The organism is Patescibacteria group bacterium (assembly GCA_041650995.1).
Taxonomy (GTDB): domain Bacteria; phylum Patescibacteriota; class Patescibacteriia; order XYB2-FULL-38-15; family XYB2-FULL-38-15; genus JAHIRI01.
This window is the reverse complement of sequence record JBAZJZ010000001.1, coordinates 85,463-109,278: the sequence shown is the minus strand read 5'-3', so window position 1 is coordinate 109,278 and position 23,816 is coordinate 85,463. Positions and strand designations below refer to the sequence as shown.

Sequence of the window (23,816 nt, the reverse complement as noted above, 5' to 3'; positions counted from 1 at the left end):
TAAATTTTATCTAAAATCTTCGTAAGATTTATTTATCGGCTTTTTAAAAATCCATTCCCCTAAAAAATTTATAACGTATTTAAACGCGAGCTTTAACCCGCCCTCTCCCTCAAAGCGGCGTGGAGAAGAATAAACAAATAATTTATTCGTGTAATCAATTTTTCCAATTTTCGCCATTCGTCGGGTAAGATTTGTATCTTCACCGTAAAAATCTATTTCTGTGTTAAAACCGTTCACGGCCGTAAGCGCTTCACGCCTCACGGCAAAATTTCCTCCCAGAAGCATTATCCCTCCCTGGCGCAGAATAAATTTCCAAACAAATTCTCCGGTCGGCATAACAACATAATTATAAAACCATTCCAATCCCCTCGCCCACCAAGATATTGCTTCAAAATGATACGGACCGGAAACGCCCATTAGTTTGGGATTAGATTTAAATTTTGTCACAGCAACACAAAACCAATCTGGAGGAATAATTGTGTCCGCGTCAAAGAAAACCAAAATATCACCGCTCGCAGCAAGAAATCCCGCCTGCCGAGCTCTTGTGATTCCTTTATTTAATTCTGCGACAACCTTAACGCCAGCGAAACTTCTGGCAATTTCTTCTGTCCGGTCGGTTGAAGCGTTGTTTACGACAATCACTTCGTGCTCTTCCGAATGATGAGCTGAAAAAATTGATTTTAAGCATCGCGGCAATAATTTTTCTTCGTTGTAGGCTGGAATAATTATCGATATTTTCATATTAAGCTTTGGTAAACTTCTTGCAAACGTTTTCCAATAATTTTTAAATCTTCCGATTCGGCTAATTTTTTTGCCGCCGCACCCAACCGCTCCCTAAGTCCGGAGTTGGAAATCAATTCATTTAAATACTTTCGAAATTCTTCTTCGTTTTTAGCCACTAAACAATTTTTATTATGAACAAGCCACTCTCGGTAAGCCGGAAGATCTCTCACTAAAATCGGCAACCCGGCAGCCGCGGCTTCCAAAATAACCATCCCTTGGTTTTCTTCGTGTGACGGAAAAACAAAAATATCTCCGTCTCGGTAAGCCGCGATGATGTCTGACACAAATCCCTTAAATTCTAGGTTAGACGGTAAATTTTTTGGCAACCTTTTATATAAAAAAGATTTAAAAATTTTTCCGTACCAAAAAAATTTATTATCGGGAAAATTCCGGGCCAGACCAATAAAACTCTCTATGCCTTTTCTTGGGATCGCATTCGCAACATTAAAAACAACTATTTCCTTTTCCGATTTTTGATAATTTCTCCCCTCTCCTCCGACAAAAAATTTTATAAAATCAACGCCGCAAGAGGTAACCTCAATTCTTCTTTTCAAAGGATATTTTTGAAGCAAACTTTTTGTGTAAATTGTCGGAGTAATCACCACATCCGCCTGGTTGTAAGCAAACCTGTAATAACGGCGCGCGAGTGGCATTAATAAATTACTGGCCCGCCAGACACCCCTAAAATCTTCCGCCGTAGCGTGGGCCGACATCACAATTTTTATTCCTCTTCGCCTCGCTCGCCAAACTGCCCAAAGAGATCTTAGAAATGGAACGTTAACGTGCAAAACGTCGTATTTATCTTTTAAATTTTCCGTGACTTCCACTTCGGTCAAACTCAGCGCTTTTAAATAATTTTTAAAGGATGATAAAAATCCTGTTCCCGCGTTTTTATAAAAATAACCTTTTAAAAATCGCTTAAATTCAAGATACAAACAAACCTTCATACATTATATCATTTTAAACCCGCAAGATAAACAGCGCGCCAACCCACCAAACAAGCGCCAAAAGAACTCGATAAACTCCGAAAAAAATAAAAGAATGATTTTTGATGAAATTCAAGAAAAATTTAATCGCCGCTAGCGCCGTGAAAAAGGAAAAAGCAAAGCCGATGGCAATAAGGCCAAACTCCCTCAAAGAAAAATTTCCGCCGCTTTTTAAAAGATCAAGTCCGGTAGCTGCAACCATGATTGGCACGGCAAGCAGAAAAGAAAATTCAACAATTGTTTTTCTTTTTAAACCAAGAATTAAACCGCCGACAATTGTCGCGGCGGCGCGGGAAACCCCGGGAATAATCGCCACCGACTGAAAAAGACCAATTACTATCGCTTGCCGCCAAGTTATTTTTTCCACGCCATCCACGGCGTCCGGTTTTTCACTATATTTCCATTCAAATATAATCAAAAAAACACCGCCTAAAAACAGCGCCCATAAAACAACTTCCTCGCTTCCCAACAAAAATTGCTTGACGATTTTGTAAAAAATTAATCCGAGCGCCGCCGTTGGCAGAAAAGCGACAATTATTTTTTTCAAAATTTCAAACTTAACAAAGAAAGATTTCCAATAAAGAACAACTACTGCTAAAATCGCTCCGAGCTGGATGGCGATTTCAAAACTTTTTAAAAATTCTGTTGAGGGAAGTTGAAAAAGTTTTGAAGTCAAAATCAAATGCCCGGTCGAAGAAACCGGGAGAAATTCTGTAACACCCTCAACTATTCCCAAAATTATCGCGTGAAAAAAAGTCATATCCTAAATTATTCTCAATAATGATAACTCTTTCCTGAAACAATCGTCGCCGCCCGATAAATTTGTTCCAACAAAACCACTCTCGCGAATTCGTGCGGCAAAGTCATTTTTGACAGAGCTATTTTAGTAAAAGTTCTTTTGGAAAAATTTTCACTGAAACCTAAGGCGCCCCCGATAACAAAAACCACACGCCGCGGCTCACGACTAAAAAATTCAGAAAATTCCAGCGAAGTTAATTCCCGACCGCGTTCATCAAGAATAATGATTTCGCTGTCTGAATATTTGGATAACGCCGTGAGCAACCTTTCCCCTTCCTTTTGTTTTGCTTTTTCCTTGTCCGATTCCCGTTTAAATGGTTCAGGCTCCACTTCTTCAATAATAACTCTGGCGTACGGCTTTAACCGCGCCAAATATTCTTTCACTGCCGTCTGCCAATGTTTTTCTTTAACTTTTCCTACAGCTAAAAGAACAACGTTAAACATTCGCGATCTATAAAAATTCCGCCTCCTCCCGGCGGAACTTTTAATTTATATTTTAGAAACTTAGGCTTTCTACCACTCTTTGAAACACTGCCTCTTCTTCTGCGACGCTATTAAATTTCGTGTAAACAATTCTGTAAGTCTTTCCGTCTTTTTGGAAAAGATAAACAATGATTTTCTGATTTTCCACCATTTCGTTTGAACGCACTCCCTCATACTTTGTCGCGGAAATTCCGCCGACTGTCACGGCCGAAGAAGTTAAATCAGAATAATTTCTTTCTAAGTCTATTAAACTTCTCCTTGAAACTTCAATCACAATTCTCCCGAGATATTCTGTGCCAAGCGCTGGCAGCGGGTTTGGATCGGTAACAAACAAATCGTCTACCTCAGGCATGGCCTCGCCGATTTCTCTCTGGATAAGATGCTGCCAATACCATTTGTTAGGCCGGACAATTTTGTAACCAAATGATTTATTAATATACTCCACAAACTCCACTCCGCCGACTTCCTCTTCTCCCGGCTCCGACGGTTCAACTAATTCAATAACCGTGCCGTTAACATTTGCCGTGATGACATTTGCGTTTTTATTTTCATTTTCCGCCGCCGGCGTTTCTTCTTTTTCTCCGCAACCCGCGCCAGAAAGAGCCAAAGCAAAAATCGCGGCTAAAACTAATAATTTTTTGGGCATAAATTTTATTAATTAATGATTAATCGACGACTATTCCTCTCCGTATTTATTCCTTTATCATAGCAAAAACTGCCGAAAATAACAAGGGAAAATAGTTTAAATACAAAACAAAAACAGAGCCGTTTTACTTGGCTCTGTTTTCGAATTTTTTACTCTTTTGCAACATTCACGGCTCTCGGACCTTTTTCCGACTGCTCGACGTCAAACGTCACAGCATCGCCTGATTGCAATTGTCCGAATTCAACGCCCTGAAGGCTTGTGGCATGGAAAAAGACATCCTTTGATCCGTCTTCTGGGGTGATAAAACCGAAATTCTTTTCCGCTACCAAGGTTTTGATTGTACCTTTCATAATAAACGACGACAAAATAAATAAAGTCTCTGTAGAAATTCGACGATATTTCTACTTAATTTTTATAATATAAGTATGAACTAAACCTAATAAAAAGTCAAATCAAGAACGGCCTCTCCACTGTCTCCCCGGATTTCTTCTTTTTGAATTGCCGCTTCGGCCGCCAAAATTATGATTTTTGCTTCGGGCAAAGTTGCCACTTCCGCGACTATGGCCTCGGTCGGTTTCTTGAAAACTAACGCGACGCTCGGGCAAAACCGGCAATCCCACCACAGGAATTGCTCGTCTGATCAACCGCTCAATCTGCCGAATGTCATATGTTTCCGCCGGAGTGGCAAACGATATTGCCTGGCCGGAATTTCCGGCTCGGCCGGTGCGTCCGATGCGATGGACATAATCTTCCGGATTATCAGGCAAATCAAAATTTATAACCATAGCAATGTCATTAACATCAATGCCGCGAGCAGCAATATCCGTAGCAACTAGCACGCGATATTTTCCGGACTTAAATCCGTTGAGTGCCTCTTTGCGCTGGGCGAGAGACCGATTGGAATGAATTTCCGCCGCCCGATATCCTGACGCGCTCAAATTTGCCGCGATTTTTTTAGCGCCGAATTTTGTGCGGGCAAAAATCAACGCTGTCCCAAAATTATCAGTCAACGTTTTATCCAACAACTGCATTTTTCGTTCCTTACTGATAATAAATATTTTTTGGTCAATATTTTCAGCCGGAGTGCCAGACGGCGCAACTTCAATCCGCATAGGGGTTTTCATATGCCCCGCGGCGATTTGGGCGATCGCTCCTGGCATTGTCGCGGAAAAAAGCATAGTTTGCCGCTCGGTCGGCGCCATAGATAAAATCTGTTTGAGTTGCGGCGCGAAACCAATATCCAGCATACGGTCGGCTTCATCCAAAATAATAATTTTTACGTTTCGCAACGAATAATTTTTTTGCTGAAGATGATCAATCAAACGGCCAGGTGTTGAAACCACGACGTGCGGTCTGCGACGTAACATTTGTAATTGCTGATATGAAGACGCGCCGCCGATCACGACCGCGGTTTTAAGGCCGATTTGGCGTCCGATTTTCTGCAAAACCTCATCAACCTGAAGAGCAAGTTCTCTTGTCGGCATTAAAATCAAAGCCTGTCCCCTGTTTCTTGCCAACCGCTCAATCATCGGTAAACCAAAAGCCAGGGTCTTGCCCGTGCCTGTCTGAGCAATACCCACAATATCCCGCCCTTCCAAGGCCGAGGGAATACATTTATGCTGAATAGGAGTTGGAACGGAAAAATTTTGCCGTTCCAGAATGGAAAGCATTTTTCCCGAGAGACCAAGATCGCTAAAGCGAACAGCCGTTTGTGTTTTTGTTGTCATAAAAAAATTAGTGACCCGATTTCTCCGATAGGGGCCACATAATTTAATGCATGACACAAAAGAGGTTCGAGTCTTGTCGGGACAAAAATTAGTCGCGACATTAGTTAAGATTACTTAGTATAACACGGAAAAGAAACTCTGTCAAGGAGGGAAACTAAAAATCGGCTTTTGGCCGATTCGGAGCAGGTTCTGGCGAACTCACATTCCTGTTTTTTAAATCAAAACTTTCTATTGGGGGCAAAATTTAAATCTGGGCAAATAAAATCATGTAGTTATCGCCGTATTTTTTCGCGCACTTGGGGCAGTAGGCGTAATGAACATAATAATCTTTAGCTTTCTTTCCTTGCGCCGCCAAATATTCATCAATTTGTTTTACGAATTTTGGGATGGAATTATATGGGCCGGAAAAAACTTTAGCAACAAATGTGCCGGAAAGATTTACATTATTCGCGTTTTCCACCAGACCGGTAACCGATAAAAATATTTCTGATTTAAAGGCGCTGGGATCGTGAAATAATAATAAAACATCTTCACTATTAGCCTCTGCCTTTTTTGAATCTTCCATCATCTTGCACATTTTAGTAACTTTTTTACCAATCATTGAGGAAAGCGGTATGTGAAAAAATGTGGGAATAGTTTCTTTTATGAACGGCTTGTTATCCCAGGTATACGTTTTTTCGTCCCATTTTTCTGGATTAAATTTTGGGCAACATTCTTTGTTTTCGTTGTTCATATTTTTAAGTTAAATTATTTTCCTACTTTAAGATCATAATTTTCCACGGGGGCGGAAGGAATCGGAGGCTCCTCGGTGCAGAAACGGCCGCAACGGACTTACAGTGCGAGGTTTCTCTCCAACTCCGCTCATATGGATAAACAAATCACAAATGTGATTTATTTATCCAAGCGGGGGCGGAAGGAATCGAACCCTCATCCCTGGTTTTGGAGACCAGTGTTCTACCACTGAACTACACCCCCATGGAAAATTATGATATTTTTTTAATACGCGTAATTGAAAACCGGCGCTAAGAGATTGTCGGTCGGAACATAATCGTCGGTCAAAACAATCGCTCCCTTTTCTTCCAAAAATTTCTGCGTTTCATCTTTGCCCACAAGATAACTCGCTTTATCCATATTGCTATATTGCCCGCCTTGCTCCAATACTCGAAGCACCGCGGCCCATTGGTCCTCATTTATTGGTTTTTCATTCGCTAAAACAACGAAGGTATTGCGGTGCGCTTTTTGCCAATCTGTGGTGAGTGGGGCAAGATATACATACGGAAAAATTTCTTCTAAGGTTTTTACAAAAGAACTGACAAACTTTCCATGCTGGTAATCATCAATCACATTCACGGCGTAAAATCCGCCGGGCGCCAAATGTTCCTTCACCACTTTCCCAAATTCCAGAGTTGTGAGGTGATACGGCACGGAAAAATCATTGAAAGCGTCTCCAAGGATTAAATCATATTTTTGGTCGGCCGGCAACCGCTGGAGATATATCCGCGCGTCTTGATTTATGGTCTTGATTTTCGTTTCCGGGTTTAAACTTAATTTTTGATAATTGAAATTTGTCACGCCCGGATCAATTTCCGCCACCAGAAGATTGCCGCTTAAATAATTTTTTTCAAAATATCTGGGCAGGGTGTATCCCCCGCCGCCTAAAAAAAGCGCTGAAAAATTTGATTTGCCGTTATCGTTTATCCAATAATCAGTCAGAAATTTATAAAGTTTTTCGTAATCGTAAGTCAGAATTTCCTCGCGGCCCGGATAGACAAAACTATGGATTAAGTGGTCAAGTTTTAAAATGTAGCCCTGAGCCGCTTCGCTTTCACTCTCTGTCACCGACGCTTTGATGCAATAATAATTTGTTTCTTTATCGCAGGTTTGTGGCAGAAAAAAACTCCCGACAAAAATCAAACTGAAAATTATATTAGCCTTATCTTTTAATAACCCTTTTCCTTGGCCTTGGCCAAAAACCAAAATTCCCAAAAAAATTAAAACTGCTGAAATGCCAATCACCACGAACTTTGTGGAAAAAAAAGAAATTAGAAAAAATCCCGTGGCAAAAGTTCCCAAAATACTTCCAAGTGTGGCCATGGCGGAAATTTTTCCGACCGTCCGCCCGGTTTTCTCCAAATTTTTTAAATCAAACTTTATAACCATCGGCGTAATGCATCCTAAAAACATACTTGCCGGAAAAAAAATAACTAAAGAAAAGAGAGAAGTTGAAAGAGCGAGCGGCAAATTCATTTTCCCAAAAACCGTTCCGAGCGTTGGGACAAGATAAAGCACGGCGGCGGAAGAAATTCCCGCGAGAAAAAAAGTTGATCCTAAAATTTGCCTAGAAAGTTTCTGGTCGGCAAGGCGGCCGCCCAAATAATTCCCCAAACTGATGCCGGCTAAAATTATACCAATAATACTTGTCCAAGTATAAAGAGAGACGCCGAGGTATGGCGCCATAAGTCTTCCGGCCACGAGTTCCAAGACCATGAGACAAAAACTGCTCACGAAAACAATGAGGCTCGGGAGTTTTAGAACTTCCTGCTTTCGCTCTTCGGGCATAAAGAAAAAATTACGCGCCCGCCTCCACGGCGGACGGGTTTTTATTTCGTTTCTTTGTGAGCAGTGTGTTTTTTGCACCACTTGCAGTATTTTTTGAGCTCCAGTCTGTTCTTCAATGTCTTTTTATTTTTATGGGAAAAATAATTGACGTGCTTACAGACTGAACACTCCATTTTGATTAAATTTTCCTGTGACATAAATTTATTTTAGATTTATGATTTTAGATTTTTATTTCAAAGCCGATGGCCGGGTTCGAACCGGCGACCTACGGTTTACAAAACCGTTGCTCTACCAGCTGAGCTACATCGGCAAACCCAATGGGCAGGCAAGGATTTGCACCTTGGAAGGCGTGAGCCAGCAGATTTACAGTCTGCCCCGTTTGACTACTTCGGTACCTGCCCTTACTTGGGCTTGCGAGCTTTCGGCTGCGTCCAACTGGCCGGGACTTGCCCTACGCTCGCCGCCCTGCGTTTCCCCAAACTTCGTTTGGGGGCTCCGTTTTAAAAAGAATGGAGCCGTTGGCCGGAATTGAACCGGCGACCTACTCCTTACCATGGAGTTGCTCTACCGACTGAGCTACAACGGCCTAAAATAGCTAAAAATAAAAAAGTTTATGCGCGGTCTTCAATTTTTTTAAATCGCCCTACATTGCTTTTATTCTTTCTTCAAATTCCGCGAGCTTCTGATTTTCAGGATTAACCTCTTTTAGCTTCTTAAGTGTTTCTTCGGCCAAATCTTTATTCTTTACTATTATACTTATATCAATTAAAAAATCAAGGTTTTTAGGACTTGTCGGTTCAAGTTCAACTGCTCGCTTGAAATTTGCGAGTGCCTCCTCATTTTCTCCCCGCTCTCGATGAAGTGAAGCCAAATCAAAAATCGTCTCTACGTCATTGGGATTTAATTTGAGAATATGCCTGAAAGTTTCAAAAGCATTCTCATAATTTTTTTGTTCAACGTAAATCGCGCCCAATTTTTTATACGCGTCTATATTTTTATGATCGAGAGAAATAATACCTATACATTTTTGCTCTGCTTCTTCCAACTTTCCTGTTCTTGAACATTCCTCCGCTTCAAAAAAAAGAGTTTTAATTTCTTCCTCTGAATCAGGAAGCGAAATAGGCTTTTTCTTTTTCTTGCCATATTTTTTTTCCCAATCCAAAACTTTCTCGTAAATTTTTGAAAAGAATAACTTTAGGACTCGGCCGATCGGCAAAAGAAGCGCGTACAGAAACTTTCCCATGCTGGAAATTTTTCGGCTAAGTCTTTCCGCGACTATTTTTTCTTTTTTAACAGCCTCCTGCTCACTCTTTATAGTTTCAATATTAATGGACGCCAAAATGGGAAATTTCTTAACAATAATAAAAATAATTCCGGCCAAAGAAAGTGCTATAATTCCTAATGGAATAATATCGTAAGGAGACATACTTTAAAATTAAAATTATTTCCTCGCGCTGCCAAAAATCTTTATCTTCTCTGCCACAACTTTTTCCATCGCCGTCATCGCGGGCGTCAAAACTTTCCTTGGATCAAAAATACTTTTATCTCCTGAAAGTGTTGTTCGAAGAGAATCCGTAAAAGCCAACCTGATTTCTGTATCAATATTAATAATTCTGATACCTAATTTTATCGCTTTTTTTATTTCTTCCTTTGGAATGCCTGAAGCGCCATGCAACACTAATGGGACCTTAACTTTTTTTCCGATTTCTTTCAAGCGCGCGAGGTCTAATTTTGGCACGCCTTTTCTTATTTTCATTATGCCGTGAACATTGCCAACGGAAACCGCGAGCGTGTCAATGCCGGTTTTTTTAACAAATTCCGCCGCCTCATCCGGATGCGTCATAAAAGCTTCGTGTCCGGCAACGCGAACAACATCTTCCACGCCCGCGAGACGCCCCAATTCTCCTTGAGCAAAAACTCCGTGTTTATGCGCGTATTGCGCCGCCCGTCGCGTTATCGCGATATTTTCTCGAAAGGGCAAATGCGATGCGTCCATCATAATTGAAGAAAACCCGGCCTTAATGCAATTTACTATTGATTCAAATTTTTTCCCGTGATCAAGATGCAGGGCCGCCCGTCCGAGTTTCATTTCCTTCTTCGCCGCGGTTTTCATAATTTCCGTGATTGATTCCAAACCAGCGTAATCAATCGTCGCCTCGCTGACTTGAATCACAAGCGACGCGCGATTTTCTTCGGCTGCGCGCATTATCGCCAAAGTAGTTTCCAGATTCTGCGTGTTAAACGCGCCGAGGGCGTATTCCCCGCGGCTCGCATCTTTCAATAAATTTTTGATGTGGACAAGTGGCATAAAAATTATGCTATCGCTTTTATCATTTTAACAAATTCTTCGGTTTTAAGCGAAGCGCCGCCGACCAAAACTCCCTCTATATTTTCCCGCTCCAAAAAATCTTTTATATTTTTGTCGTCAATGCTGCCGCCATAAATAATTTGGAAATGTTTTTCCACGATGTCTACCGGAAAAATTTCAAACAGCGCCTCGCGGATCATCCGATGAGAATGTTCCGCGTCTTCAGGCTCCACTGCCTGGCCCGTGCCGATAACCCAGACCGGTTCGTAAGCAATAATAATTTTTTTATTTCCAAAAAGATTTACGCCATCCATCGCCGCCGCAGTTTCTCGCGCCACGACGACGTCGCGAATTCCTTTTTGTCTTTCTTCAAAAGTTTCTCCAACACAAACAATCGGAGTAAGATCGTTTTCTAATAAAATTTTTACTTTTTTGTTTACCATCTCGTCTGTCTCTCCCAAATTTTTCCGCCGCTCCGAATGACCGACAATCACATATTGGCAATCGGCTTCTTTTAACATTTTCACTGAAACTTCTCCGGTAAACGCGCCCTTCTCTTCCCAAAAAACATCTTGCGCCCCAATTTTAAAATCCGCGGGATTTTCTTTTTTTAAAATAGCTGAAAGATTGTCCAGGGCGGGAAAAGCCGGACAAAGAATTATTTCTGTTTTTTTATCCGCGAGAGTCCGTAATTCTTGGCTCAATTTTTCCGTAAGATTTTCTGTTTCGGCGACAGTCAGGTTCATCTTCCAGTTGGCGACAAAAATCTTTTTTTTCATATTAAAATTTTTATAACTTTAAAAATTTCGCGAACGGCGTTTCATCTTTGAACGGCCCGATCAGAGCAACTGTCATATTTTTTTTCTGCATTACCTCTTCGGCAATTTTTTTGATATCGCCCGCTGCCACGGCAAAAACTTTTTTCACTTTTTCTTCCGGTGTCAAAATTTCTCCAGTCAAAAGATCCTGCTTGGCATACCAATCAGCCACCTGGCTTGAATCTTCAAGCGCCAAAACGAGGCGCCCTTTAACGCACTCCTTCGCCCGTTCTAATTCTTCCTCGGTCACGCCGTTTCGGGCAATTTTATCCAGCTCTTCAAAAATCGCGCCGATTGCCGAGGTAATTCTTGTTTTATCAAGTCCGGACTGGATTACTAAATTTCCTGTGTCTTCATAAACATTCGTGTATGATCTGATAAAATAACACAATCCTCGCTTCTCGCGAATGGAAATAAAAAGGCGTGAACTCATATAGCCGCCCAAAATTATACTCATCAATTGAAGCGCGTAAAGTTTCGAATCGGAATGGGAAAAACCAGGGAAGCCGATAGCGAGCTGAACCTGCTCGGTTTCTTTAAATTGAACTTTTAATTTCGGCTTAGCTTCTTTTACGGAAAAATCAAATTTTTTAAAAGCTGGTTTTACTTTAACTCCGCCCGCGCCAAAATATTTTTCCGCGAGCACCACGGCCTTATTATCAAATTTTCCGGCCAAAGCCAGAACCGTATTATTTGGCTGATAAAATTTATCTCTGTATTCCAACATCATTTTTCTATTGAAACTTTTCACGGTCGCCACATCACCGCTGATTTTCCGTCCGAGCGGATGATCGCCAAACATTGTCTGCTCCAAAAGATCTTCAATAAACATCATTGGATTATCTTCATACATCCTGATTTCTTCAGAAATTACTCCCGATTCGCTCTTAATTTCTTTTTCATCGAATTTAGAATTCCAAAGCATATCGGAAAGCATGTCCAGCGCCAACTCAATTTTATCTTGCTCAATTTTTATATAATAACCAGTGTTGTCGCGCGAAGTAAAAGCATTATACTCGGCCCCCACGCTGTCCAAATCGCGGGAAATATCAATCGTCTCTGGCCGTTTTTTTGTTCCCTTAAACATCATGTGTTCAATAAAATGGGAAACGCCATTTTGCGCCAACTCTTCATAACGCGAACCGACTTTACACAAAACCAAAATCGTCGCCGCTTCCGTGCCGGAAATTGGCGAAGTAATCAAACGCAATCCGCTCTTTAATACTTTTTTTTCAAACATAAAAATAATTAGACGATTTTTACAGATACATCTCAAAATTAATGAATCTTATCCGAAGGTCTTCTAAAAATATCCAAACCTAATTTTTTAGATTCATCATAAATCCTGTGGACTTCCGTGTCTCCTTCAACCAAAGTTTTCTGTTCGGCTTCTGTTAATGAATTTTCTGGATTAGTAAGAACAACAAAACCATCTGTATCAATACTATAACCATCCGCGCCAAAAACCGCGTTAAGTTTTTGCGTTATTTTTTCGAATTGATCTCTAAGTTCTTCGCCGTGCATCCTAAGTTGTTCTGCGTGTTGTTCTCCTGATGGATTGTTGATTGGCATAATTTTACTCCTCCAATTTAATTTTTAAATAATCAACCAATTCCTCAATCTTTATTCTTTCTTGTTTCATTGTGTCGCGGTCGCGCACCGTCACGGATTTATCTTCCAAAGTTTCAAAATCAACTGTCACACAATACGGCGTGCCGATTTCATCCTGGCGACGGTAGCGTTTGCCGATGGATTGCGTTTCGTCGTATTCGCAAATGAAATATTTGACCAAGTCTTCGTAAATCGGCCGAGCCACTTTTGCCAATTCCTCTTTTTTGGAAAGCGGCAAAATCGCGACTTTAATCGGCGCGAGCCATTTCGGAAATTTTAAAACCACCCGTGGCTCTGTTTTTCCTTCTTCCGCCGTCGGCGCTTCTTCTTCATTATATGATTCGCAAAGCACAGCGAGAACAGAACGATCCACTCCAAAAGTCGGTTCAATCACGTGCGGAATAAATTTTTCCTGCGTTTCCGGATCCAAATATTCTAAACTCTGGCCGCTCGCTTTCGCGTGATTTTCTAAATCAAAATCTGTGCGATAAGCCAGGCCGTAAAGTTCATCCGTGCCAAAAGGAAAATCATATTCAATATCAATTGTCCGTTTGGAATAATGCGCCCGTTCTTTTTCCGGAACTTCCAAATCGTGCAGATGCTCTTTTTTCAAACCCAACTCCCCCATCCATTTATACATTTCCTCATGCCAATATTCAAAAGTCTTTTCCCAATCTTTTTCCCGGATAAAATATTCTATTTCCATTTGTTCAAACTCGCGGGTGCGAAAAATAAAATTTCCCGGTGTAATTTCATTTCTGAAAGCCTTGCCAATTTGGGCAATGCCAAAGGGAATTCTTTTTCTTGAAGTTTCCGCCACTTGTTTAAAATCCACAAACATTGCCTGCGCCGTTTCGGGCCGGAAATACGCCACATTCGCCGACTCTTCAGCCGGACCGATGAAAGTTTTAAACATCAAATTAAATTGACGTGTAGCGCCCCAATCCCTCCCGTCACAAGCCGGGCACTTTATTTCGCGATCAAGATATAATTCTTCAGCTAAATCTTTTATGTCTACTGGGGAAAATCGTCGCAGAAATGCTTCCCTAAAATCCCACCCACCTTCATAGTGACCTTCCTCATTAACGTCTACGTCGTAATGTATTAAATCAAATGCTTGTTGGGCAGCTTTTTTAAAATACTTTATAATTTTTTCCTGTTCTCTCCCTGAATAATCAGAATCTTTAATCTCACCATCAAACCCCAAGGTAAGATATTCAACTTGGTTTGCCTTACCTTCCGCCTCGCCGAGGTTATCCTTCAAATATTTTTCTATAAAATCTGATAACTCTTTTTGCAATAGAACAACTTTTTGATTATCACTGATCAGCTTATCCGCGCGAAATCTCTCGTGGCATTTTTTACATTCCACGAGTGGATCGGTAAAATTTTTCAAATGCCCCGACGCTTCCCAAACTTTCGGATTCATAATCAGCGCCGCGTCAATCCCAACCATATCTGTCCGAGAATGAACAAATTTTTTCCACCAAGCCTGTTTAATATTATTTTTCAATTCCACTCCGAGCGGCCCGTAATCCCAAGAATTTGCCATGCCGCCATAAATTTCCGAACCGGGAAAAATAAAACCGCGCCGCTTACAGAGCGAAACGATTTTATCCATCAACTCGACGCCATTATTTTTTTCTTTTTTCATAAAAAAATAAATTTACTCGTTACCCGTTACTCGTTACTTCAATCAAATCGTCATCAACTCCTTCTCCTTCTTCTCCCCAATCTCTTTTACTTCCTCATTTTTTTCTTTAACAAATTCTTCCAATTCCTCCTGAAACCTGAATTTTTCATCTTCACCAATTTCTTTATCTTTTTCCGCTTTCGCAATTTCATCTTTCACCGTTTCGCGGACGTTTCGTAAACTTATCCTCGCCTGCTCCAGCTTTTGGCCAAGAATTTTTATCATCTCTTTTCTATTTTCTTCGGTCATCTGTGGCATAGAAAGCCGAATTTTTGTTCCTTCATTTACCGGATTAATACCCGTGTTCGCCATCTGAATCGCTTTTTCCATATCTTTAATAACACTTTTATCCCAAGGTTCAATAACTAAGGTTCTCGGATCAGGAACGGTAATATTAGCCAAACCGCGGATCGGGGTTTTGACGCCGTACGCTTCAACTGTGATATTTTCCACAAGCGAGGCGTTCGCCCGTCCGGTTCGGAGCGATGAAAGCTCGCCCTTCAAATGCTCCACGACTTTTGTAAAATCTTCTTTGTGTGTTTCTAAAAAATTATTCATATTTTTGAACTTATAAAATATTACTTATCAAAAATCTTCACCAGTTTTCCCAATCTTCTTCTTCATCTTCTTCGTACACCGCCTGGTCCCCCTCAGTATCTCTAAATCTTCTCCACTCTCCGTAAGCTTTCTGTCTTCTCGCTATTGCCTTGTCCCATCGGGTATAGATCTCCCTTACCCGGATATTTTTGCGTAACTCGCCTTGTATTACTGACTCTTCCTTGCCTGGCATGCTCGCCGCGATCTCTCTAACCGCTTGAAGTAGTTCTGCCACTATTGCACCTCCCTCTTTCCTCGCCTCACGATACGCCGCGCGCAAACTTTCTGACGTTGACTCCCCCTCACCTCGAAATTTTTCTGTCATAAAATTATTTGTTTATAAATTACTTTTGAAATCTTGTTGTGCCGAGGTATACTATGTTGCCATTTCCCGGATCAACCAGGAGATATGTCGCGGCGCGAGTGGTTGGCAATTTTTTTGTTACCCATCTTGCTCCGCCGTCCACTGTTTTGTAAAGTGTGGAACTTGTTCCATAATAAATTTCATTTCCATTTTGCGGATTCACAGCCAAGGAAAAAATATCCACGCTGCCCGGCGGCGTCAAAAGCTGAATTGCCTGCCAGTTCGCTCCGCCGTCTGCCGTCCGGAGCAAACCGTAGCGAGACGCCAAAATCAAAGAATCATGTTTGGAAAAATCCAAAATCAAGTTCTTGAAATCCCGCGCTCCATCAAACTCATTTAATTTTTCACTCAAGTCCGTCCAGTTTGCCCCGCCATCGGTTGTTTTCCAAACTCCCCGCCCCTGGGTGCCCACATAAATTATTCTTGTGTCATAAAAATTCACCAAAATTTTCTTGACCTCATTTTCAAAACGTTTAATTACAGTCCAACTCGCTCCGGAATCTGTGGATTTCAAAAGATCGCCGCCTGAAAGCCCGGCATAAATTATGTTCGGGGTGTAAGAATCTGTCGCGAGCGCGGTTACAACCTGGTCTGCTCTGGTATCAACATAAATATTTTGCCAGCTTCTTGTACAATCTGTTGTTTTAAAAATTTTATTTCCCGCGGCGGCGTAAAGGTTGCATTTGTCTTTCGCGTCCGGCGCCACGGCATTAATTCTACCGCCGGAAAGCGAGCCGGCAATAAACCATGATTCCGCGCCATCAATCGTATAAAAAAGGCCATTCTCGGCTGTGGCCAAATACATTGTTTTTGAATCTTGCGGATCAAAAACCAAAGACACAACATTCACGTTTGCCAAACTTCCCGGCTTCACTGCCGCCACCGCCGTTTTTTGTAACCAATTTTCCGCCTTATCAACTGATTTAAAAATCCCGCCGTCCGTCCCGCTTTGGTCACCGCCGGTAAAACTTATGCAACCCGCGCCTGTCAAAACCAAACCAGCCAAAAGAAAAAAAACAAAATAGATTTTTTTCATAATCACATTGTCATTGCGAACGAAGTGAAGCAATCTCAAGCAATGGGATTGCCGCGTTGCCCGAGCAAAGTCGGGACTCCCCGCAATGACATTTTTAAAATGATAATAATAAATTTTCTAAAACCAAACGCGGATTTAAATTTTCTCCAAAATATTTTCCCGTGCGCCGGATTTCCCGACAAAGCCGCGGAAAAAAATCTACGCTAAAACGGCTGGAAACTTTTTTTATCTCTTCAGAAAATTTGGCGTTAGCCACGAGTTCCGGACATCCGTGGCGAAGCATTACCGCGTCGCGTAAAACTGAAGTCCAGAGAGCTAAAATCTGATTTAACGAACCAAACAAATCTTCCGTGCCCGAATCTTTTCCCAAAACCTCGTCAAAAATCTTCATTTTATCGCGCATTGTTTCTGCCTTCATTAAATCCAAAATGTTTTGCACCTGTTCTTCATAATCTGCCATGGCCGAATCCTTACCCTCTTCTTTTTTAGCTTTCCAAAAATCAAACGCAAGCCCTGGTTTTCCCCAAGAAATTCCCGCCAAATCTCTTGCCTCATCACGACTTGCCCCAAGATTCAAAAGCTGATCATAAATTTTTTCTTTCGCGACCGGCAAAAATTTCAAAGTCTGGCAACGGGAAACAATCGTCGCCGGCAAGGCAGAAATAGTCGCGGAAAGAAGAATAATCACGGTTTTCGGCGTCGGCTCTTCCAGGGTCTTCAATAAACTGTTGGCCGCCTCAGTGCTCAGGGTTTCCGCCTCTTCTATAATACCAATTTTATATGAATTTAAAAAGGAGGTTAAAGATAATTTTTGTTGAAATTCTCTAACCTGCTCAATACTAATATTTTTAGCTAATTTTTCTTCTTTTTCCTTGCGCTCGCGGCGAACTTCATAAACATCAGGATGATTTAAAATCGGCTGGCCGAGCAGGCTTTCAGCAAAACAACTAGTCACAGTTTTTTTGCCTAAATGCGCCGGACCATAAAACAAATACGCATGGGAAATTTCCCAATTTTTCAAGCTTTTTTCCAGAAAACTTGTGATATTTCTATGGCCGATAATATTAGAAAACATTGTCTCTTATTTATAATTTGTCAATTTGACTTGACAAATCCCTGCGATTATGTTAAATTAAAAGCAGAAGTGACGGGGCTTCCCCGTCCGCGAACTGGAGGCTTTTCTGTTGTAGTGGGTACTTGACTCTTCTAGGTCAGCGAGCGACTGCCGCGAGGCAAACAACAATTGCCGAAATGCGCGGCTTAGCTTTGAGGCCTTCGGGTCTTGGCTTGCTGCTTCAGATATTGTCCTCCGAAAGGAGGTTCGATCATGTTTTGGGGTGGCAAATCCACAGGCAAGAAGTGGTTGCAGAAGCGACGAACCGCGAACTGCGGAGAAGGTGGGTGACGACGCTCAACGGCAACGGCTCAACAAACTCAACAACGTGATCCTGACGATCTTCGCGCTTGGGAGACCATGCAAACTGCTGATTTTCCCACGGCGCACAGCCCGGGAATTTGGTGGCAACGCCATCGCGACAAAGCGAAAGAGCGCACCAATCTCGGGCTTTTTTTATTTAATTTTACTTTTGATATTTTTCTGCACCCTCCCAGGCCAAATTAAAAATCGCGCGCAAAGCCTCACTGACCTCTTTACTTTCAATAATTACTCCTATAATTTTACCTCTACAAACTCCGATTGCAACTTTAGTCCCATAAATCACAATATCTGTAGAAAACGGAAATTTTTCCGGTGGAATATATCTTCTTTCTTTCAACCCTTCTTTTGCTGCTAAAACTTTTCCTTTAGCTCCAGTATAAATAATCCTCACTAACATCTTTTCTGTCTTAACGGCTAACTTTTTTCTATGATCCTTATCATCAGGAGGAAAAATTTTATAAAATTCATCTAGAGCAACGACCTCTTCAAAACTTTCAAATTTTGATTTCAATATATCCTCCTGAATAGCCTTAAGACCTTCAATGCCCTCAAAAAATCTCAAACGGGGTTTTTCTTCTGCGGCAGAAAAAAGAATTTTTAACTCCGGCAAAATTCCTTCAAATTGCCGCGTTTTTTCTTTTGCCTCCAATTCCTCTTTGTGAAGAATAGCGAGGAGTTGATCTGGAGACTCGGCCGTAAAAAATCTCTTTTTTCCTTTTTCAAAAGAGCTCATCAAACCGCGACCGATTAGCGATTCAATCATCACATAAGTTGTAGCACGATTTACGCCAGCTTTACTCGAGATGCTTTGCACCGGCGATGGGCCAAGTTCCATTGAAGATAAATAAACCTTGGCTTCTTTATCTGATAAGCCTAATTTTTGTAATTCTTTTTCCAACATAAATATTAACAATTTTTATTTAATTATTCACCTATCATAACATAAATAAAGAATAAAGAAAAGCCCTATAAACTTAGGGCTTTTTGTATATTTTGTCAACAACTCTTGACAAAATTATTAAAATATGTTAAAGTAAAGGCACCGAACGTGGGGAAGCTCTGTCACGGCGATGAGGCATTGCAAACGGCCAAGGCGCTGACCACGGTGATGGCGAAATTACGCTATCGCTGCTGGCAGCCGCCAAGGCCACTACCAGGGTGTTCTGGACCACATTCAGCGGCAGACACCCGCATCAAGCAGAGGGAGGAAAGCCGAATGCCCTTCCCGTAACGGGAAGATATCGCGCAATGCGATGACAAGGGGGTGGATGGACGCGAGTCTTGAAGCCCCTACTTTTTTTAAAAATCCCGCCTTTTCGGCGGATAAACCTGATAATTATCCAGTTGGTTAGAAAAAAATTTCTACGCAACTGGATGGCTATCAGGAGGAGGTCATCACTTCGCTCATCCGAGCGGAGTTGGGAAGGAGGAGTGGGAAGAATGGCTTGCCGACGTTTCGCGGAGTGCGACTTGAACCGCGGCGAACTGTCCGAGGAACTGCGCGAACTGCTTCCGCCCGATCTGCGTGGTGAGGACGGCGAGGACGACCCCGCCGACCTGGAGAGGGACCCCGACGGTGTCTGGCGCCAGACCCGCGACCGCGACCGCGCGATCGCCTGGGCCAGCGATGATGACCACATCCGACTGCTCGCCACCGGCGGGCAGCTCGAGGATCCCGCCGACGATCTCTACTAGTTCGTTCCCGCCTGAGTCTCGATTCTCGGGACTCTTCTATCCCACCCATTGAGGTCTGCCTGCGAATAGGACTCTAAATCCTAATTGCGGACGGGCCTCTCTTTTTTTATTTTATACTTTCTAAAACTTTCCACGTTTCCCGCGCACACCTTTCCCAACTAAAATCTTTTACCCGCCGAAGCCCGCGGATTTTTAAACCTTCTCGTAAATGTTCATCAGTTAAAACGCGATTCATCCCCTCGGCAATATTTTCTACGGAATACGGGTCAACCAAATACGCCGCCTCGCCCGCTACCTCGCGAAGCGCGGGAATTCCAGAAGCAACAACCGGCGTACCACAAGCCATAGCTTCCAAAACCGGAATGCCAAAACCCTCGTAAAGAGATGGAAAAACAAAAGCTGTCGCGCCGTTCATTAAGTATGGCAAATCGTCTTTTCCCACCCAGCCGGGTATAATTATTTCATCGGACAAATTATTTTCTATTATCGCTTTTGTAACTTTTTCAAAACCAAAACCCGGCTGGCCGACCAAAACTAATTTCAATGGCTGTTTGTAATTTTTTTTCAAAATTTTAAATGCCTCAATCAATCCTGGAATATTTTTTTTCAATTCCAAACGGCCAGTATATAAAACGTATGAGCCACGAATATTATATTTTATTAAAACTTTTTCCACTTCTCCCCTATCCTCAATTATTTTATACCGTTCGCTGTCGTAACCGTTCGACACGACTACGATCCGCTCCGGAGAAATTTTAAAAAATTCTACAAGTTCACTTTTTGTAAATTCCGAAACGGCAATAATTTTTGTCGCGTGGCGAATAGCAAACTTCACGGCTAACTTCTGATATTTTAAAGCCGCCCAATCGTAAACTTGCGGCAACCGGAGAAATGCGACATCATGGCAAGTTGTCACAACTTTTTCCGGACGAATCGTTGGAAGAATGTGGGCGGGAACAAAAAGCAGCTCCGGCGGCCTCTGCCACATTTCAGCGGAAAATCGCACCTGCGTCCATAATTTTTGGGGCGACCAATTTAAAACACGGTTCTGCCAGTTTGATGGCAATTCTCCCAACTCACTTCTCAATTTTTCCCGCGAATACAAAATAAACTGATCTTTTTGATCAGTAATTTTTTTTAATTCCTGGATTAAATGATAAGAATACCACTCAGTACCGGTTTTTTCGATTTTATTGGCGCGCGAGGCGTCGATACCAATCGTCATGTGTAAATATTATTTTTACTTCGTCGCCAAAATACTCTTCTTGTAAGATTCCAAATTTTCCAAGGCAATACCTGTTCCTTTTGCCACGCAAAGCAAAGGATCATTTGCCACGTAAGTAGGAATTCCAGTCGCCTGGGAAATTAATTGATCAAGATTTCTAAGAAGCGCTGTCCCGCCGGAAAGAACAATCCCCTTGTCAATCACGTCGGCAGAAAGTTCTGGCGGAGTGTTATATAAAACTTCTTTAACCGCGGCAATAATGCCTTCTAGCTCGTTTCCCAAAGCATCAGTCACGTCATCGGAAGTAACAATAATCGTTCGCGGCAAACCCGTAATCATATCTCTGCCGCGCACTTCCATTCTTAATTTATCTTCAAGATACAGAGCTGAACCAATTTCTATTTTAATTTGCTCGGCCGTTCTCTCGCCAATGGCCAAACCGTATTTTCGGCGGACAAACTCAGCTAGAGCCATATCCAATTTATTTCCGCCAATTCGAACTGACGCGGAAGAAACAATCCCGCCGAGAGAAATCACGGCCATTTCCGACGTGCCGCCGCCGATATCAATAATCATGTGGCCCGAGGCGCTGCCGATTGGAATATTAGCGCCGATCGCGGCTACCACCGGCTCTTTAATAACATATGCCGCCTTGGCTCCGGCCGTAATCGTCGCGTCAATTACCGCTCTTTTTTCCGTGGAGGTAATTCCCGCTGGTACAGCCACCATTACTTCCGGGCGGAAAAGTCGCATGCCACCCAAAGCTTTATTAATAAAATATCTAAGCATGGTCTCCGTTGTTTTGTAATCGGCAATCACGCCGTCTTTCAGCGGACGGCGCGCGACAATCGTCTCTGGGGTGCGACCGAGCATTTCTTTTGCTTCATGGCCAACAGCCAAAATTTTTCTATCAGAAACAGAAAGCGCGACAACCGACGGCTCGTTAATAATAATTCCCCTTCTTGGAACATGAACCAGGACGTTTGTTGTTCCAAGGTCAATGCCGATTTTCTTACGAAGCATAAATCTCTTATTTAAAATCCGACTTCAATTGTTTTATCTTCTCTTAAATTAGTCTGTAATTTGTATACCGCATCTCCCCAATTTTTCTGCTCTTCCGCCGGACTGGCTTGTTTAATATTTTTACCAAAATTAAGGTTTAAAGTCAAGGGATGAGCGATAGTGCCGGATTGTTTTTGAACTAATAATTTATACAGCCCCTGATTAACTTGATCATTAATTTTTTCCGGCAAAGCGTATTCAAAACTTAGTGTTCCCTCTTTTCCCGGTTCAATAGAAATGAAAGCGCCAAAATAAGTTTTTCCCGCCTCCTCTCCAACATCAATTTTTCCCGGTCGTCCAGACGGATTAAAAATTTTATCATTCTCCAGCATGCCGCTGCCACCAATTAAAACACTCCCTTCCGGAACATAAATTCTAGTGTAAGTTCTATAGCGCGTAGTTTTCCAAGTGAATGAGCCGTTGTTTCTGTAATTAATTTCTACTTTAGCGCGAAGATTTCCCGACGAATCATTTGACAAAGAATAATTTATTTTTTTATCCATTACACCATCGGTTTTGTAGGCAGCTAAATTTGCATCAATAACCGAGAGATAGTCTCCGCTTGTTTCCAAAATTTTTCCGCTCCAACCTTCGCGGACAATGATTGATTGTAATTCTTGATCCTCACTCCAAATAAGAAGATGTTTTTCGATTAAGGCTTGGTCGGCAACTTTAAAAAGACTTGACCAACGCGATGACGGAAGACTTGTTAGACGATCAAAAATCTTTTCTCCTAAATCACCAACGATGTCTTTCCTTTGAATTTCCGGAATTCCTTTTTCATAATATTCTTTTTCCACTTTATATTGAAGAACATCCATCAAATTTTCCGGGGTGAAAGTTTCTCCGTCCATTTCAATATTGCCGATCTGGCGCAAAATATTTTCAATAAAAGTCGGCGTAACAGCAATCACGGCATCAATTTTTTTCTCCCTGCCGCCTTCGGCCTTATAAAACCATTCAGCTTGCGCCGCCGCGGTCGGAAAATCCGGCGACCAATTTGAGTCGCGCAAAAACCATGCATTAACTCTTAAATATTTTATAATTGGAGCGGGAGGCGTAATTCGCAAATAGCTTGCCGCTGCCCCGTCTAGAGCATAAACATTGTCCGTATCAAATATTTCCACATTGCCGTCTTTTACCTTTACAATTCCGTAAGTCCCAATAAATCCGCCTGTCGGCCGGAGTTCGTCACTATTTTGCAAAAGAAAAAGATAAGTTTTACCTTCCGGATAACCGGCAATTTTTGGCAAAATTTCCGCCGCGGGAATTGCTTTAACAAGTATTCCTTGAACTTTTAACAAAGCTTCTCTCACCGGCGCTAAAATTTTTAAAATCTGACCCGCAACATCATCTTCGTTAATTTGGTCGAGCGCGAGCAACGCCAAATCTATTTTTGCTTTTGCTCCCTGAAGGCGTGGCGGCGACTCAAAGAGTTTTTGTAAAAGCTCGCGCTTTTTTTCCGGGCTAATTTCCGCGAAACTTGTTTCGCTGGAAATTGATGGAATTCCCTGCACCAACGCTTCCGCGTCTCCCATGACACTTATAATTTCTTCTGCCACACCTACAAGATCGCGAAGAGCTGACGAGGTCTGGATTCCCGACTGAAGCAAACCCGAAGCGGCATCATACTGATTTCCAACCCAAGGAATTTTACTCAAAAATTTTAATTTATTAAAGCTTCCCGCGGCTTCGCTAAAATTACTTTCCGCCTCCGCTAAATACATCCCAGCTTTTGCTAAATTCAACGCAGAAATTTCATTTGAAGCCAATTCTAAATTTTGTTTTCCTTGATCCGACAAGCTGTAAACTTTGCGAGCGGTTCCAAAATAAATACCAACTAAAATTAAACTCACGGCCACTACCGCAACAAAAGAGTAAAGTAAAATTTTAATAAACAAAATTGCCCGCCGCCGCTCCGCCCTGGCCGGACGAACAATATCCAAAAAATTGGTCCCCCTAAAATTCATAAATTTTACAATTATTT

Annotated in this window: 25 protein-coding genes and 4 tRNA genes; 1 reads left to right on the top strand and 28 read right to left on the bottom strand. The window is 42.0% G+C overall.

The window, feature by feature from the left end; all coding sequences use genetic code 11:
- Nucleotides 1–6: 6 nt before the first annotated feature.
- From WC445_00580 to WC445_00460, 25 genes are all read right to left on the bottom strand, one after another.
- On the bottom strand, nucleotides 7–741 hold the full coding sequence (locus tag WC445_00580) for a glycosyltransferase (GenBank protein ID MFA5128442.1): 735 nt from the start codon (nucleotides 739–741) through the stop codon (nucleotides 7–9).
- Nucleotides 738–1,730 carry a glycosyltransferase family 4 protein gene (locus WC445_00575; GenBank protein MFA5128441.1) on the bottom strand — a complete coding sequence of 331 codons (993 nt, stop codon included), beginning with the start codon at nucleotides 1,728–1,730 and terminating at the stop codon, nucleotides 738–740. Before WC445_00575 ends, WC445_00580 begins: the two co-directional genes overlap by 4 nt.
- Before the next feature lie 13 nt (nucleotides 1,731–1,743).
- Nucleotides 1,744–2,529: an undecaprenyl-diphosphate phosphatase gene (locus WC445_00570; GenBank protein ID MFA5128440.1), complete on the bottom strand. Its 786-nt coding sequence runs from the start codon at nucleotides 2,527–2,529 to the stop codon at nucleotides 1,744–1,746.
- Nucleotides 2,530–2,543: 14 nt separating this feature from the next.
- A complete protein-coding gene (locus tag WC445_00565) occupies nucleotides 2,544–3,011 on the bottom strand; it encodes a 23S rRNA (pseudouridine(1915)-N(3))-methyltransferase RlmH (GenBank protein ID MFA5128439.1) in 468 nt (155 codons plus the stop codon).
- 52 nt (nucleotides 3,012–3,063) lie between these two features.
- The gene (locus tag WC445_00560) at nucleotides 3,064–3,696 is read right to left on the bottom strand and encodes a hypothetical protein (protein MFA5128438.1); all 633 of its coding nucleotides are present in this window, start codon (nucleotides 3,694–3,696) and stop codon (nucleotides 3,064–3,066) included.
- A 149-nt stretch (nucleotides 3,697–3,845) separates the two neighbouring features.
- Nucleotides 3,846–4,049: a cold shock domain-containing protein gene (locus WC445_00555; GenBank protein MFA5128437.1), complete on the bottom strand. Its 204-nt coding sequence runs from the start codon at nucleotides 4,047–4,049 to the stop codon at nucleotides 3,846–3,848.
- 99 nt (nucleotides 4,050–4,148) lie between these two features.
- Nucleotides 4,149–5,423 (bottom strand): DEAD/DEAH box helicase, encoded by a 1,275-nt coding sequence (locus WC445_00550; protein ID MFA5128436.1) that lies wholly within the window; start codon nucleotides 5,421–5,423, stop codon nucleotides 4,149–4,151.
- Between the two features lie 244 nt (nucleotides 5,424–5,667).
- Nucleotides 5,668–6,156, bottom strand: coding sequence for a hydrolase (locus WC445_00545; protein MFA5128435.1), 489 nt, complete (start codon nucleotides 6,154–6,156; stop codon nucleotides 5,668–5,670).
- A gap of 171 nt (nucleotides 6,157–6,327) precedes the next feature.
- Nucleotides 6,328–6,398: transfer RNA gene (locus tag WC445_00540), tRNA-Trp, on the bottom strand.
- A 21-nt stretch (nucleotides 6,399–6,419) separates the two neighbouring features.
- Nucleotides 6,420–7,982, bottom strand: coding sequence for a fused MFS/spermidine synthase (locus WC445_00535; protein ID MFA5128434.1), 1,563 nt, complete (start codon nucleotides 7,980–7,982; stop codon nucleotides 6,420–6,422).
- A 41-nt stretch (nucleotides 7,983–8,023) separates the two neighbouring features.
- Nucleotides 8,024–8,179 carry a 50S ribosomal protein L33 gene (rpmG, locus tag WC445_00530; GenBank protein MFA5128433.1) on the bottom strand — a complete coding sequence of 52 codons (156 nt, stop codon included), beginning with the start codon at nucleotides 8,177–8,179 and terminating at the stop codon, nucleotides 8,024–8,026.
- A 40-nt stretch (nucleotides 8,180–8,219) separates the two neighbouring features.
- Nucleotides 8,220–8,292: transfer RNA gene (locus WC445_00525), tRNA-Thr, on the bottom strand.
- A gap of 8 nt (nucleotides 8,293–8,300) precedes the next feature.
- Nucleotides 8,301–8,383: transfer RNA gene (locus WC445_00520), tRNA-Tyr, on the bottom strand.
- Nucleotides 8,384–8,492: 109 nt separating this feature from the next.
- Nucleotides 8,493–8,568, bottom strand: a tRNA-Thr gene (locus WC445_00515).
- A gap of 57 nt (nucleotides 8,569–8,625) precedes the next feature.
- Nucleotides 8,626–9,408, bottom strand: coding sequence for a tetratricopeptide repeat protein (locus WC445_00510; protein ID MFA5128432.1), 783 nt, complete (start codon nucleotides 9,406–9,408; stop codon nucleotides 8,626–8,628).
- 15 nt (nucleotides 9,409–9,423) lie between these two features.
- Nucleotides 9,424–10,290: a ketose-bisphosphate aldolase gene (locus WC445_00505; GenBank protein MFA5128431.1), complete on the bottom strand. Its 867-nt coding sequence runs from the start codon at nucleotides 10,288–10,290 to the stop codon at nucleotides 9,424–9,426.
- A 5-nt stretch (nucleotides 10,291–10,295) separates the two neighbouring features.
- Nucleotides 10,296–11,069, bottom strand: a complete 774-nt coding sequence (gene tpiA / locus WC445_00500; protein ID MFA5128430.1) for a triose-phosphate isomerase — start codon at nucleotides 11,067–11,069, stop codon at nucleotides 10,296–10,298.
- Nucleotides 11,070–11,079: 10 nt separating this feature from the next.
- A complete protein-coding gene (locus WC445_00495) occupies nucleotides 11,080–12,348 on the bottom strand; it encodes a pitrilysin family protein (GenBank protein MFA5128429.1) in 1,269 nt (422 codons plus the stop codon).
- 38 nt (nucleotides 12,349–12,386) lie between these two features.
- Entirely contained in the window at nucleotides 12,387–12,680 is a 294-nt protein-coding gene (locus WC445_00490) for a hypothetical protein (GenBank protein MFA5128428.1), read from the bottom strand.
- A 4-nt stretch (nucleotides 12,681–12,684) separates the two neighbouring features.
- Nucleotides 12,685–14,373, bottom strand: coding sequence for a glycine--tRNA ligase (locus WC445_00485; protein MFA5128427.1), 1,689 nt, complete (start codon nucleotides 14,371–14,373; stop codon nucleotides 12,685–12,687).
- Between the two features lie 42 nt (nucleotides 14,374–14,415).
- Nucleotides 14,416–14,970, bottom strand: a complete 555-nt coding sequence (gene frr, locus WC445_00480) for a ribosome recycling factor (protein ID MFA5128426.1) — start codon at nucleotides 14,968–14,970, stop codon at nucleotides 14,416–14,418.
- A 37-nt stretch (nucleotides 14,971–15,007) separates the two neighbouring features.
- Nucleotides 15,008–15,334, bottom strand: a complete 327-nt coding sequence (locus tag WC445_00475; protein ID MFA5128425.1) for a hypothetical protein — start codon at nucleotides 15,332–15,334, stop codon at nucleotides 15,008–15,010.
- Nucleotides 15,335–15,353: 19 nt separating this feature from the next.
- Nucleotides 15,354–16,409, bottom strand: coding sequence for a YCF48-related protein (locus tag WC445_00470; GenBank protein ID MFA5128424.1), 1,056 nt, complete (start codon nucleotides 16,407–16,409; stop codon nucleotides 15,354–15,356).
- 94 nt (nucleotides 16,410–16,503) lie between these two features.
- Entirely contained in the window at nucleotides 16,504–17,484 is a 981-nt protein-coding gene (locus WC445_00465) for a hypothetical protein (GenBank protein ID MFA5128423.1), read from the bottom strand.
- A 505-nt stretch (nucleotides 17,485–17,989) separates the two neighbouring features.
- The gene (locus WC445_00460) at nucleotides 17,990–18,748 is read right to left on the bottom strand and encodes a helix-turn-helix domain-containing protein (protein MFA5128422.1); all 759 of its coding nucleotides are present in this window, start codon (nucleotides 18,746–18,748) and stop codon (nucleotides 17,990–17,992) included.
- A 539-nt stretch (nucleotides 18,749–19,287) separates the two neighbouring features.
- On the opposite strand from WC445_00460, the gene WC445_00455 reads away from it, so the two are divergent.
- The gene (locus WC445_00455; GenBank protein MFA5128421.1) at nucleotides 19,288–19,542 is read left to right on the top strand and encodes a hypothetical protein; all 255 of its coding nucleotides are present in this window, start codon (nucleotides 19,288–19,290) and stop codon (nucleotides 19,540–19,542) included.
- Between the two features lie 106 nt (nucleotides 19,543–19,648).
- On the opposite strand, the gene WC445_00450 is transcribed toward WC445_00455, so the two are convergent.
- The 3 genes from WC445_00450 to WC445_00440 are packed head-to-tail and all read right to left on the bottom strand — an operon-like array spanning nucleotide 19,649 to nucleotide 23,799.
- Nucleotides 19,649–20,767, bottom strand: a complete 1,119-nt coding sequence (locus WC445_00450; protein MFA5128420.1) for a glycosyltransferase family 1 protein — start codon at nucleotides 20,765–20,767, stop codon at nucleotides 19,649–19,651.
- Nucleotides 20,768–20,782: 15 nt separating this feature from the next.
- On the bottom strand, nucleotides 20,783–21,790 hold the full coding sequence (locus tag WC445_00445) for a rod shape-determining protein (protein MFA5128419.1): 1,008 nt from the start codon (nucleotides 21,788–21,790) through the stop codon (nucleotides 20,783–20,785).
- A gap of 11 nt (nucleotides 21,791–21,801) precedes the next feature.
- Nucleotides 21,802–23,799: a DUF4012 domain-containing protein gene (locus WC445_00440; GenBank protein ID MFA5128418.1), complete on the bottom strand. Its 1,998-nt coding sequence runs from the start codon at nucleotides 23,797–23,799 to the stop codon at nucleotides 21,802–21,804.
- Between the last annotated feature and the right edge of the window lie 17 nt (nucleotides 23,800–23,816).

Coding starts and splice junctions, on each gene's coding strand:
- WC445_00580 (MFA5128442.1), bottom strand. CDS start 741: ATGAAAATATCGATAATTATTCCAGCCTACAACGAAGAAAAATTATTG.
- WC445_00575 (MFA5128441.1), bottom strand. CDS start 1,730: ATGAAGGTTTGTTTGTATCTTGAATTTAAGCGATTTTTAAAAGGTTAT.
- WC445_00570 (MFA5128440.1), bottom strand. CDS start 2,529: ATGACTTTTTTTCACGCGATAATTTTGGGAATAGTTGAGGGTGTTACA.
- WC445_00565 (MFA5128439.1), bottom strand. CDS start 3,011: ATGTTTAACGTTGTTCTTTTAGCTGTAGGAAAAGTTAAAGAAAAACAT.
- WC445_00560 (MFA5128438.1), bottom strand. CDS start 3,696: ATGCCCAAAAAATTATTAGTTTTAGCCGCGATTTTTGCTTTGGCTCTT.
- WC445_00550 (MFA5128436.1), bottom strand. CDS start 5,423: ATGACAACAAAAACACAAACGGCTGTTCGCTTTAGCGATCTTGGTCTC.
- WC445_00545 (MFA5128435.1), bottom strand. CDS start 6,156: ATGAACAACGAAAACAAAGAATGTTGCCCAAAATTTAATCCAGAAAAA.
- WC445_00535 (MFA5128434.1), bottom strand. CDS start 7,982: ATGCCCGAAGAGCGAAAGCAGGAAGTTCTAAAACTCCCGAGCCTCATT.
- rpmG (MFA5128433.1), bottom strand. CDS start 8,179: ATGTCACAGGAAAATTTAATCAAAATGGAGTGTTCAGTCTGTAAGCAC.
- WC445_00510 (MFA5128432.1), bottom strand. CDS start 9,408: ATGTCTCCTTACGATATTATTCCATTAGGAATTATAGCACTTTCTTTG.
- WC445_00505 (MFA5128431.1), bottom strand. CDS start 10,290: ATGCCACTTGTCCACATCAAAAATTTATTGAAAGATGCGAGCCGCGGG.
- tpiA (MFA5128430.1), bottom strand. CDS start 11,069: ATGAAAAAAAAGATTTTTGTCGCCAACTGGAAGATGAACCTGACTGTC.
- WC445_00495 (MFA5128429.1), bottom strand. CDS start 12,348: ATGTTTGAAAAAAAAGTATTAAAGAGCGGATTGCGTTTGATTACTTCG.
- WC445_00490 (MFA5128428.1), bottom strand. CDS start 12,680: ATGCCAATCAACAATCCATCAGGAGAACAACACGCAGAACAACTTAGG.
- WC445_00485 (MFA5128427.1), bottom strand. CDS start 14,373: ATGAAAAAAGAAAAAAATAATGGCGTCGAGTTGATGGATAAAATCGTT.
- frr (MFA5128426.1), bottom strand. CDS start 14,970: ATGAATAATTTTTTAGAAACACACAAAGAAGATTTTACAAAAGTCGTG.
- WC445_00475 (MFA5128425.1), bottom strand. CDS start 15,334: ATGACAGAAAAATTTCGAGGTGAGGGGGAGTCAACGTCAGAAAGTTTG.
- WC445_00470 (MFA5128424.1), bottom strand. CDS start 16,409: ATGAAAAAAATCTATTTTGTTTTTTTTCTTTTGGCTGGTTTGGTTTTG.
- WC445_00465 (MFA5128423.1), bottom strand. CDS start 17,484: ATGTTTTCTAATATTATCGGCCATAGAAATATCACAAGTTTTCTGGAA.
- WC445_00460 (MFA5128422.1), bottom strand. CDS start 18,748: ATGTTGGAAAAAGAATTACAAAAATTAGGCTTATCAGATAAAGAAGCC.
- WC445_00455 (MFA5128421.1), top strand. CDS start 19,288: ATGGCTTGCCGACGTTTCGCGGAGTGCGACTTGAACCGCGGCGAACTG.
- WC445_00450 (MFA5128420.1), bottom strand. CDS start 20,767: ATGACGATTGGTATCGACGCCTCGCGCGCCAATAAAATCGAAAAAACC.
- WC445_00445 (MFA5128419.1), bottom strand. CDS start 21,790: ATGCTTCGTAAGAAAATCGGCATTGACCTTGGAACAACAAACGTCCTG.
- WC445_00440 (MFA5128418.1), bottom strand. CDS start 23,799: ATGAATTTTAGGGGGACCAATTTTTTGGATATTGTTCGTCCGGCCAGG.